This is a genomic window from Pseudoflavonifractor sp. 60, from assembly GCF_009911645.1.
Classification (GTDB): domain Bacteria; phylum Bacillota; class Clostridia; order Oscillospirales; family Oscillospiraceae; genus Lawsonibacter.
Map to the genome: position 1 here is coordinate 1 of NZ_QWKI01000243.1, position 1,148 is coordinate 1,148.

A 1,148-nucleotide genomic window follows, 5' to 3' on the forward strand; every position below is an offset into this window, starting at 1 on the left:
GTTCCCTATATCTTTTTGAATAGCTCATGATCTTATTCTACTCGTTGCCATACCTTTTTTCAACTGTTTTTACTATATCCAGCCCCGCCAACTGTAATTGGGCAACGGCGTCTTCTTGAGAGAGGCCAACATTTTTGCGAAGACGCTGGAGATTTTCGCCAATTGACAGTTCCTTGACCTGCTTTATCTTCTGCACCAAGCGAGTATCCCCTTCCCTTCTTTCTGGAGCTTATTCATTCCGGTCTTAATTTTAAATGAAATTCTGTGTTATGATTGGAATGAATAAGCTACAAAATGAGGGGCGGAAAAATTGGTGAAATTCCTCCCTGCCTTGAGAATAAAATGAAACCCCAAGGAAGGGATGTGACCTCTCCTCGGGGCTGTTTTTTTTGAGGGCATATAAACCCTTGCAGATTATAGTTAAGTTTATTTACAAATCCTTAAAAAATTCATCATAGGAGTCCACTTTATAAATCTCCTTCAACGCCCGCAGCACGCTGACTCGAATACTATATTTCCCAATTTCCATCTGTGAAATGATTGACCTGCTGATATCCAATCCCATTAAATCCAATTTAATCGAAACATTTTGCTGTGATAACTTCGCATTTTTGCGGAGGCGCTTTAAATTTGCACCAATAGAAATGTCTTGCTTGATTTTCTCTGACACAGATCCTCATCCTTACGCATTGAAATGTATACATAGCAACTTGATTTTACCCCATCTGCGTGGTAAAATTGCAATGAATACATTACAATAATTGGAGGATTTATTTATGGAGAACAAGGATGATTATGTTTTAGATTTTGAACAATTAAAATGGACAAAAGATATGTCAGAGATTTTGATGCCGCTGAAAAAGGACCAACAATACGCGGTTTTGTGGATGCTTTATCATATGGACTTCTTGGACCTGATTGATTCAGGTAAGGTCATGTCGGAGGAGGAGGAACAGCAGTGGCTGGAGCAGGCCATTCACAGCAGCGACTATATTTTACAGGCGTTGGTATTATATAAGAGGATGAAAGACCGGGAGCGAACCCGAAAATATACTTCTATTTCAGATTTCGAGTAGAAGCAGTGCCAGCAAATCAATCCCCACCGGCTTCGCCGGAGCCCCTTTTCAAAGGGGCCAGGCCGCCTGCGG

At 41.0% G+C, this 1,148-nt stretch carries 3 protein-coding genes; 1 reads left to right on the forward strand and 2 read right to left on the reverse strand.

Annotated features, from left to right (window positions below):
- Nucleotides 1–37: 37 nt before the first annotated feature.
- Together D1646_RS20715 and D1646_RS23505 are read right to left on the reverse strand one after the other, a co-directional pair.
- Nucleotides 38–199, reverse strand: a complete 162-nt coding sequence (locus D1646_RS20715; protein WP_160638274.1) for a hypothetical protein — start codon at nucleotides 197–199, stop codon at nucleotides 38–40.
- Nucleotides 200–430: 231 nt separating this feature from the next.
- The gene (locus D1646_RS23505; protein ID WP_160638275.1) at nucleotides 431–670 is read right to left on the reverse strand and encodes a helix-turn-helix transcriptional regulator; all 240 of its coding nucleotides are present in this window, start codon (nucleotides 668–670) and stop codon (nucleotides 431–433) included.
- 106 nt (nucleotides 671–776) lie between these two features.
- On the opposite strand from D1646_RS23505, the gene D1646_RS20725 reads away from it, so the two are divergent.
- Entirely contained in the window at nucleotides 777–1,076 is a 300-nt protein-coding gene (locus D1646_RS20725) for a hypothetical protein (protein ID WP_160638276.1), read from the forward strand.
- Nucleotides 1,077–1,148 lie beyond the last annotated feature (72 nt).

Coding starts and splice junctions, on each gene's coding strand:
- D1646_RS20725 (WP_160638276.1), top strand. CDS start 777: ATGGAGAACAAGGATGATTATGTTTTAGATTTTGAACAATTAAAATGG.